The organism is Cytophagia bacterium CHB2, from assembly GCA_030263535.1.
GTDB lineage: Bacteria > Zhuqueibacterota > Zhuqueibacteria > Zhuqueibacterales > Zhuqueibacteraceae > Coneutiohabitans.
The window spans coordinates 1-9,738 of the sequence record SZPB01000249.1; the positions used below are offsets into that span (position 1 = coordinate 1).

The following is a 9,738-nucleotide window of genomic DNA, read 5'->3' on the forward strand; positions in this document are numbered from 1 at the left end:
CTTCTTTGAGAATCGGGATACCGGCCTGCAATTGAGCAACGGCTCGGCGAACAATCGCATCATCAATTGCGATTCCTATTACAACGCCGATCCGCCGGACTACGCCGACGCCGACGGCTTTGCTCCGAAACTCACGGTTGGTTCAGGCAATTATTTCTACGGCTGCCGCGCGTGGGGCAATGTCGATGACGGCTGGGACGGTTATCTGCGCGGCGCGGATGATGTGACCACCACGCTCGAGAATTGCTGGACGTGGGGCAATGGCTACCTCAAAGACGGCAGTGATCCGGGCGCGCAAGCCAATGGCAACGGCTTCAAAATGGGCGGCGGCGACAACAGCAACAGCGAACAACTGATGCATCACGCCATTTTGATCAATTGCGTGGCTTTTGATAACAAGAATAAAGGATTCGATCAAAACAACAATGTCGGTTCAATGACGTTGTTGCATTGCACCGTCTATGGCAACCGGGAGGCGAATTACAGAATTCAGCGCGCACTCAATCCCGGGCAAACATTGACGTTGAAGAATAGCCTTTCGTTTAACGGTCTGGTTCAGTTGGGAAGTTTTGCGGTGCAGGAAACCAACAGTTGGATGAGTCCTTTCGTGGTCACTGCGGAGGATTTTTTGAGTCTCGACGCCGCGCTGGCCGAGACGCCACGCTACGCGGACGGCAGCTTGCCGGAGATCGAATTCATGCACCTGGCCGCCGGCAGTGATTTGATTGATGCCGGTGTGGATCTCGGCCTTCCGTACAATGGCAAAGCGCCCGATCTCGGCGCGTTCGAAAGTGATTTTGGTACGAGTGTGATGGAGAATGATTTTCGTCCGGTGGATTTTGGCTTGCAACAAAATTATCCCAATCCCTTCAACCCAAGAACCAGAATCGAATTTCATATTTCCAGACCAGGACGAGTCAGGCTTACCGTCTACAATGCCAACGGCCAGTTGATGGCAAACTTGCTGGATGGAAATCTGACACAAGGCTCTCATACAGTTGCTTTTGAAGCCGACAATCTTGCCAGCGGCGTTTACTTCTACAGAATCAAGACTTCGAATTTCGTGCAGACGAAAAAAATGTTGCTGATGAGGTGAAACTGTAGGCGTGACGGGTAGGATGAGGATGTATGGTAAAACCTGGTTTGTTCTGCCACGGCTGGACCGTTGCCTCTGCTGTATCAAAGTCACGGCCAAGCCATGACTGAACATTGCTAAACTTGAATATCAAAAGTCATCGGACGGGCTGCTTCCTAATTGACTTGCACTCGCCAACATGCGGCTTTCATCTCTGCGCTTGAGAATGAATTCTCAAGCCGGCTTAACAAGAATTGGGCTGATCTCATGAAAATCTTTGAACAACTTGCTTTTAGGATTCTTGCTTTATTATTCGTTGCGAACCTGACGGTCTCTCCCCCACTTCTGCATGCGGGCAACGAGACAGATCAAACCTCGCCGCGCTTTCCTGAAATTCTCTTGCCCTCGTTTCCGGATAAGCAGTTCAACATTGTTGATTATGGCGCGGTCGGTGACGGCAAAACCATGAATACTGATGCCATCGCCAAAGCGATCTCCGCGTGCGCCAACGCCGGCGGCGGCAAGGTCGTGATTCCCGCAGGCATCTGGCTCACCGGCCCGATTCAATTACAGAGCAATATCAATCTGCATGTCGCAAGAGGCGCGCTGGTGATTTTCAGTCCGAATCGCATGGATTATCCTTTGATTGAAACCTGGTATGAAGGAAGGCCGGAGTATCGTTGCATGTCGCCCATTTTTGGCGAGAATTTGGAGAACATTGCCATTACCGGCGAAGGTGTGTTCGATGGTTCCGGCGAAGTGTGGCGACCGGTGAAGAAATTCAAACTCACGGCAATGCAGTGGAAGGAACTGCTTGCCTCTGGCGGTGTGGTGGATCAAAAAGGCAGCACGTGGTGGCCCTCCGCAGCAGCGATGAACGGCGCAGACGAAATCGAGATTCTGCGCAAAAGCACCAAGCCGCCGGCGCGCGAAGAGTATGAAAAATTGCGCGACTTTTTGCGGCCGGTGCTGCTGCAATTGAGCCGCTGTAACAAAATTCTACTCGACGGCCCCACTTTTCAAAACTCGCCTGCGTGGAATTTGCATCCGCTGATGAGTGAGAACATTACGATCCGAAATGTCACAGTCAGAAATCCGTGGTATTCACAAAACGGCGACGGTCTCGATTTGGAATCCTGCCGCAACGTCGCGGTTTACAATTGCTACTTCGATGTCGGCGATGATGCGATCTGTTTGAAATCAGGTAGAGATGAAGCCGGCCGCCAGCGCGGCATGCCCACGGAGAACGTGCAGATTTATGATTGCATCGTCTATCATGGCCACGGCGGTTTTGTCATCGGAAGCGAAATGTCCGGCGGCGTGCGCAACATCGAGGTGCGCGATTGCACGTTTATCGGCACCGACACCGGCTTGCGCTTCAAGAGCACGCGCGGCCGCGGCGGCGTGGTCGAGAACATTTACATCAAGCGTATTTTGATGAAGGACATACCTGCAGCGGCCATCACGTTCAACCTGTATTACAGCGGTCAAGCGCCGATTGTTGAACCCGGCCAGGCAAGCAGTTTCGACGCGGAGGAGCCCGTGTCGGTCAGCGCAGCAACACCGCAATTCAAAAACATTTTCATCAGCGACGTTACTGCCCGCGGCGCGGCGCAGGCGGTGGAAATGCTCGGCCTGCCGGAAATGCCATTGCATGGAATTGAGTTGAAGAATATTTCAATCTCCGCCCAAAAAGGATTGCTCGGAATGAATGCGGATCATATCAAGCTGACAAACGTTGAGATCATTCCACAATCCGGGCCCGCTCTGGCGTTTCATAACAGCACAAATGTTGCCGTCGAGGCGGCACATCTTCCAACAGGTTTGGAAACATTTTTAACCTTATCGGGCAAAAAGACGGCTGGCATCAATCTTAGTAAAGCTGGCGTGCCTGAGGTGAAGAAACACGTAAAACTGTCTCCCGAAGTGAATGCAACTGTTTTGCATTGGGGAAACTGAAAAGGAACGGAGCGTATGACAAACTTCCATTCAAGATTGTGGCACGGCGCGGTCGCAGCAACGATAATTCTAACGCTTTCGTGCCAATCCCAGTCACCGCGCGAACAAGCAACAGCATCGAATCACACGCCGTGGTCGATTCGCATGGCGCAATCTGAAATGCAGCGCCGCGGCGACTCCTTTTTGTTCAATGATAGCACGAAGACGTCGTGGGTTTACGAGACTGCGGTTTTCATGAAAGCGCTCGAGCAGGTTTGGCAGCAGACGGGCGAGCAAAAGTACTTCGACTATATCAAAGCCTTCGCCGATTCTTATATCGAGCCGGACGGCAACATCAAAACCTACGAGCTGGAAGAATACAACATCGATCACGTGAACCCCGGAAAAGTCCTGCTGATGTTGTACAATGCCACGCACGATGAAAAGTACAAGAACGCCGCGGCTTTGAATATGAAGCAATTGGAAACGCATCCGCGCACCAAAGAGGGCGGCTTTTGGCACAAGAACATCTATCCGTGGCAGATGTGGCTCGACGGCATTTACATGGGCGCGCCGTTCTATGCCGAGTATGCAAAAATGTTCGATCGCCCCGAAGCCTTCGACGATATCGCGAATCAAATTATCTTTGTTGCGCATCATACTTATGATTCCACCACCGGCTTGTATTATCATGGCTGGGATGAAAGCAAGCAACAGAAGTGGGCTGATCCGGTGACGGGTCGCTCGCCGAATTTCTGGGGCCGTGCGATCGGTTGGTATGCTATAGGCATTGTGGATGTGCTCGACTATTTCCCGAACGATCATCCCAAACGAGAAGAGATCATTGCGATTCTTCGCGACGTCGCGCGCGGGGTGCAAAACTATCAGGATGAAAAAACCGGTTTGTGGTATCAAGTAATGGATCAAGGCGGTCGCGAGGGAAATTTCCTGGAAGCTTCGGCCTCATCAATGTTCGTGTATGCGCTTGCCAAAGCGGTGCGCAATGGTTATCTTGATCAAGCCTATTTGGCGGTGGCGGAAAAAGGCTACCGCGGCATCCTCGAAAACTTAATCAAAGTGGAACCGGAGGGGCTTGTCACCCTCACACAGGTGTGCCAGGTTGCTGGACTCGGCGGCAAACCGTATCGCGACGGCTCATATGAATATTACATCAGCACACCGGTCGTGGACAACGATCTCAAAGGTGTGGGGCCGTTCATCATGGCGAGCGTAGAGATGGAGCGGTTGCAGCCATCCGGCAAGAAAACGGAATGAAGCGAACGTAGCGATAAAACGAAAGAATCAGGCAAAACTATTGTGGGCAAAACCATCCAAATCGTTTTGCCCGAATTATTTTGTCGTGAGATGGTCAAATTCATTTCTCTTATTTGGCAATTCACTGCGCACTTCAGTTGAACCAATTCAAAAAGTTTATCATGACCGCAAAAACTAGAGAGACTGCATGGGCGCGCCTCGTTGCGCTGGGCATCTCCGGAATTATTTTGATGACTTATTGGGGATGCTCGACGACTGACGAGGCCGGCGACCCTCTCCAACAGGCTTATCCGGAAGCCTTCACCCTCTCCGTCAAAAATCCGGTGACGATTGAGATTCATGGTGTCAAGCAGCCGCGCTCGGATGCTGAGATTATTTTGGAGATGGCCCAAATCAAAGCCAAAGCACCGGAGTTCAATGGTGATGCATTCGTCATCCTAGCGGATGGCAAAGAACTGCCGAGTCAGGTCGTTGAGGTGGACAACGACGGCAGCGCTGATCACATCGTGTGTGTCGCAGATTTCACGGGAGATGAAACGAAAACCTTGACGGTGCGCTACGCGAAGTCCGGTGAAATGAAACGGGAGTATCCCAAACGCACGCAAGCCGAACTTGCTCACAAGACCGGCGGCAAATTTGTTGATCGCAAATATGAAGGCGGCTCCTTTCAAAACGTGCAGTACTTGCACGTGCCGCCGGAACACACCGATCACTCATTCTACATTCGCTATGAAGGTCCGGGCTGGGAATCCGACAAAGTGGGGTATCGTTTTTATCTCGACTGGCGCAATGCCATCGACATTTTCGGAAAGAAAACATCGGACATGGTTCTGCAAAATGTCGGATTGGATGGCTTCGATTCTTATCACGAGATGTCGGGTTGGGGCATGGATATTTTGAAAGTCGGTGACGCGCTCGGCATTGGTTCGCTGGCGATGTGGCACGCAGGCAAGGCGCAACGCGTGGCGCAAACCGACAGCGTGACCTGCGCCATTGTTGCCAATGGCGCGGTGTACTCGCAAATTCAAACAAAGTATTTTGGGTGGAGAGTCGGCGACGGCGCGTACAATGTCGTTTCGAATTTGTCCATCACTGCCGGAAGCCGTTTGACCAAACATCAGGTTGAGATTGACGGCAATCCACCAAACCTGTGCACTGGCATCGTCAAGCTCGATAGCACCGAGTTGCTCACGTCGCCGGAATCGAATGATGGTTGGGCTTACTTGGCAACCTACGGCAAGCAGAGTCTGGCGAATGACAAGCTCGGCATGGCGGTTCTCTATCGCAAAAGCGATTTGATTGAAGTGACTGCAGACCAACTCAGTCAGGTGGTGGTTCTCAAACCGGAGAATGGCCGGTTGTCTTACTATTTCCTGGGAGCCTGGGAACAAGAGCCTGACGGCATCAAAAACAAGGAGGAGTTCGAAGCTTATTTGAATCAGACCATCGCTGAGTTGAATGCGCCGGTGGTGATCACGATGTAGTACACGGATGCTTTAATCTCGCAGTCTTGCCTCCATGTGAGACGCTTTTGAAACCGCAAATCTATTAGCTGTGACAGCGGCCCACGAGGGGCCGGGACTCCGTAATGAGGAGAACGACCATGAGAATCTTGCCAGCCATAGATCCCATTCGCACCAAAACGCTCACCACCTTCGAGCTGCGCGAATCCTACTTGCTCGAGGATTTATTCCAGCCCGACGCCGTGAGACTGGCCTATTCGGAAATCGATCGCGCTGTTGCCGGCGCAGCCGTTCCGGTAAAAGAACAACTGTCTCTGCAAACCTCCAAGGAATTGGCGTCGAATTATTTTGCCGAACGCCGCGAGATCGGCGTGCTCAATGTCGGCGGCGCGGGACAAATCAACGTGGACAAAAAAGTTTTTGATCTCGCGAACCGTGATATGCTTTACATCGGCAAAGGCGCTCAAGAGATTATTTTCAGCAGTAGAAAGGAAGCCGAGCCGGCGGCGTTTTTTATTCTGAGTTTCCCGGCGCACCAAAGCTATCCGACTACTCTTATGCGACACGCCGAGGCGCAGGCGGTTCATCTCGGTTCGCCCGAGGCCGCGAACCAACGCACGATATACAAGTACATTCATCCCGGCGGCATCAAAAGCTGCCAGTTGGTGATGGGATTTACGCAGCTCAGAAGCGGCTCCATCTGGAATACCATGCCGCCACACACCCACTCGCGACGCATGGAAGTTTATCTGTATTTTGATGTGCCAGACAATGCCCGTGTCTTTCATTTTATGGGACAACCTGACGAAACACGCCATCTCGTGATCGCCAACCGGCAGGCCGTGATTTCGCCAAGCTGGTCGATTCACTGTGGCGCGGGCACGGCTGCGTATTCATTCTGCTGGGGCATGGGCGGCGAGAATCAGGCGTTCGAGGACATGGATGCGGTTAGCATGGAGCAGTTGCGTTGATTGTTCGTAGTAACGCCTTCAGGCGTCAAGCGTTGGTTCCCAACCCAAAGCCCGGCGCCTAAAGGCGTAACTACAAACGCAATTTTCAAGAGGAAAGGCATTGTTACATGATCTTGGACAAATTCAAACTTGACGGCAAAGTCGCGATTGTCACCGGCAGCTCACGCGGACTTGGTCAGGGCATGGCCATTGCCCTGGCGGAAGCCGGCGCTGATATTGTGCTTGTCGATAGAAGCGACGCGAGGGCATCCTGCCAGGCCGTTGGAAAGCGCGGCCGGCGGTGCCTCAATCTCACGGCAGACTTGAGCGATGCAAATTGTGTTGGAGACATTGTGCGCGCTGCCGTTGAAAAGTTCGGCGCAATCGATATTCTCGTAAACAATGCCGGCATCATCCGGCGCGCGCCATTGCTTGAGTTCCCTGCCAACGATTGGGACGAGGTGATCAACATCAATTTGCGCACGCTGTTCTTTCTTAGCCAGGCCGTGGCGCGGGTGATGGTCGAACAAGGCCGCGGCGGCAAGATCATCAATATCGCTTCATTGCTTTCGTTTCAAGGCGGCATCCTGGTTCCAGCATACACGGCTGCGAAAAGTGCTGTTAAGGGCCTGACTCATGCGTTTGCCAACGAGCTGGCGCGCCACAACATCAATGTGAACGCGATTGCTCCCGGCTACATGGCAACGGACAACACCAAAGCGTTGCGCGAAGATGCCAAGCGCAGCGCCGAAATCCTCGCGCGCATTCCGGCGGGACGCTGGGGCACGCCTGATGATTTGATGGGCACAGTGATTTTCTTGGCGTCGGAGGCGTCGAATTATATGCACGGACACACGCTGGTTGTTGATGGCGGCTGGATGGGCCGTTAGCCTGGATTCATGCGGCTCAAGGATACGCATGACATGCGCGAAGGTTAGTTCCAAAAACGTGACTTCCAGAGAAAGATTCAAGGCCTCAGATGCGCTGGACCAGCACCAGAAAAATGGCCACCGGATAAAAGCCGCCAACGGATCCTGAATCAGTTATCCTTGGTGGAATTTCTGACTTGGTGCAACGAGCCTATTCAAACAAGACTAACGATTTCCATGAAAAGCAAAGCAAAAACAATCCTCGCATTCGCAATTCTCACACTGCTCGCCATCGGCTGCGGCCGCGAAAACCGCGTGCGGATACTCAAACTGGCGCACGGCCTCGATTCCAGCCATCCCGTGCACAAGGCGATGGAATACATGGCCGAGCGCGCGCTGGAAAAATCCAGCGGCAAGCTTAGCATCGACATTTATCCCAGCTCGCAATTGGGAACCGAGCGCGAGTGTCTCGAATTGTTGCAAATCGGCAGTCTCGGCATGACCAAAGTTTCAACCAGTGTCATGGAAGGATTCGTGCCCTCTCACAAAGTCTTCAGCCTGCCTTATTTGTTCCGCGATGATGCGCACCGCTTCAAAGTTTTGGAGGGCGAGATCGGCGAGCGTTTGCTGCAGGCGCCAGAGAAATTTTTTCTTCGGGGACTTTGCTATTACGATGCCGGCAGCCGGAGTTTTTACACCAAAGCCAAGCCGATTTTGAGTCCGGCGGATTTGACAGGGATGAAGATTCGCACCCAAGAAAGCACCACTTCGATGAAGATGGTGTCCTCTCTCGGCGGCTCGCCTACGCCGATAGCCTGGGGCGAGTTGTACACCGCCTTGCAGCAAGGCGTGGTGGATGGCGCGGAAAATAATCCACCGAGCTTTCATCTCTCGCGGCACTATGAAGTCTGCAAATACTATGCGCTCGACGAACACACTTCGGTGCCGGATGTGCTGGTGATCAGCACGGTCGTTTGGAATGATCTCTCTTCGCAAGAACAGCAATGGCTGCAGGATGCCGTGCACGAGTCCGCCGAGTATCAAAAGAAAATTTGGCAAGAAGCCACCGAGCACGCGCTCGCCGAAGTGCAAAAGGCCGGCGTCGAAATCTTCCGTCCCGACAAAACGCCGTTTACCGAAACGGTTGCCAGCCTTTACGAAGAATACAGGAACCAGCCGGAGATCTACAATCTCATTCAAGAAATCAAAGCCGTGAGGTGAGCATGCAACGAATTCGATCGGGCGTCGATCAAGCCCTGAAATGGCTGGTGATTGTACTCATGGGCGTGATGGTACTCAACGTCCTGTGGCAGGTGCTCACGCGCTTTGTGCTGCGCGACCCCAGCTCGTACACCGAAGAGTTGGCGCGTTATCTTCTGGTCTGGGTCGGCTTGATAGGCGCCGCTTATGCCGCCAGCCAAAAGATGCATCTTGCCATCGATATTTTGACCGCGCGCTTGCACGGGAAACCACGGCACTATGTCGAAATGTTCATTTATCTGTGCACGTTTCTTTTTGCGCTCTTGATTATGGTGATTGGCGGCCTGCGCCTGGTCAATCTCACGCTCACCTTGAATCAAATCTCGGCGGCGCTGCAAATCAAGCTCGGATATGTTTACTTGGCGCTGCCGTTGAGCGGCCTTCTCATCATGTTCTATGCCGCATATTTTTTTGCCGAACAGCTTCGGCTGCTTGTTGATGACAAAGCGATGCACGATTCCAGCCGCTGACCAACACAAACCGGCTTGCATATGACCGAAATACTCGTTCTCGTCCTCAGCTTCATGGTTCTGCTTCTGCTGGGCGTGCCCATTGCCTTTTGCATCGGCATCTCGACCACGCTCACGATGCTGTTGAGCATTCAAACCATGCCGGCGCTGACCACGGTGGCGCAGCGCATGGCGACCGGCCTCGATAGTTTTGCGCTGCTGGCTATTCCCTTTTTCATTCTCGCCGGCCAGTTGATGAATCGCGGCGGCGTGGCGAGGCGGCTGATCGATCTCGCCAAAGCCATGGTCGGCATGCTGCCCGGCGGACTGGCTTACGTGAACATCCTCGCGTGTATGTTGTTTGGCGCCATCTCGGGTTCAGCAGCAGCAGCGGCGGCGGCGATCGGCGGTTTCATGACCCCGTTGATGAGTAAAGAAGGTTATGACAAAAATTTCAGC

General features: G+C 53.0%; 9 protein-coding genes. All 9 read left to right on the forward strand.

Annotation, left to right across the window (positions count from 1 at the left end):
• The coding region (locus FBQ85_20645) for a T9SS type A sorting domain-containing protein (GenBank protein MDL1877547.1) at positions 1–1,096 on the forward strand (1,096 nt) is incomplete at its 5' end.
• Between the two features lie 246 nt (positions 1,097–1,342).
• Positions 1,343–3,034 carry a glycoside hydrolase family 28 protein gene (locus tag FBQ85_20650; protein MDL1877548.1) on the forward strand — a complete coding sequence of 564 codons (1,692 nt, stop codon included), beginning with the start codon at positions 1,343–1,345 and terminating at the stop codon, positions 3,032–3,034.
• A gap of 15 nt (positions 3,035–3,049) precedes the next feature.
• Complete coding sequence (locus FBQ85_20655; GenBank protein MDL1877549.1) at positions 3,050–4,288, forward strand: glycoside hydrolase family 88 protein; 1,239 nt, start codon at positions 3,050–3,052, stop codon at positions 4,286–4,288.
• A 230-nt stretch (positions 4,289–4,518) separates the two neighbouring features.
• On the forward strand, positions 4,519–5,772 hold the full coding sequence (locus FBQ85_20660; protein MDL1877550.1) for a DUF4861 domain-containing protein: 1,254 nt from the start codon (positions 4,519–4,521) through the stop codon (positions 5,770–5,772).
• Between the two features lie 119 nt (positions 5,773–5,891).
• Positions 5,892–6,722: a 5-dehydro-4-deoxy-D-glucuronate isomerase gene (gene kduI / locus FBQ85_20665; protein ID MDL1877551.1), complete on the forward strand. Its 831-nt coding sequence runs from the start codon at positions 5,892–5,894 to the stop codon at positions 6,720–6,722.
• A gap of 107 nt (positions 6,723–6,829) precedes the next feature.
• A complete protein-coding gene (gene kduD, locus FBQ85_20670) occupies positions 6,830–7,591 on the forward strand; it encodes a 2-dehydro-3-deoxy-D-gluconate 5-dehydrogenase KduD (protein ID MDL1877552.1) in 762 nt (253 codons plus the stop codon).
• Positions 7,592–7,807: 216 nt separating this feature from the next.
• Positions 7,808–8,791: a TRAP transporter substrate-binding protein gene (locus FBQ85_20675; GenBank protein MDL1877553.1), complete on the forward strand. Its 984-nt coding sequence runs from the start codon at positions 7,808–7,810 to the stop codon at positions 8,789–8,791.
• 2 nt (positions 8,792–8,793) lie between these two features.
• Entirely contained in the window at positions 8,794–9,300 is a 507-nt protein-coding gene (locus FBQ85_20680; protein ID MDL1877554.1) for a TRAP transporter small permease, read from the forward strand.
• A gap of 15 nt (positions 9,301–9,315) precedes the next feature.
• Positions 9,316–9,738, forward strand: a 423-nt coding sequence (locus FBQ85_20685; GenBank protein ID MDL1877555.1) for a TRAP transporter large permease subunit, incomplete at its 3' end; no start/stop codon positions are given.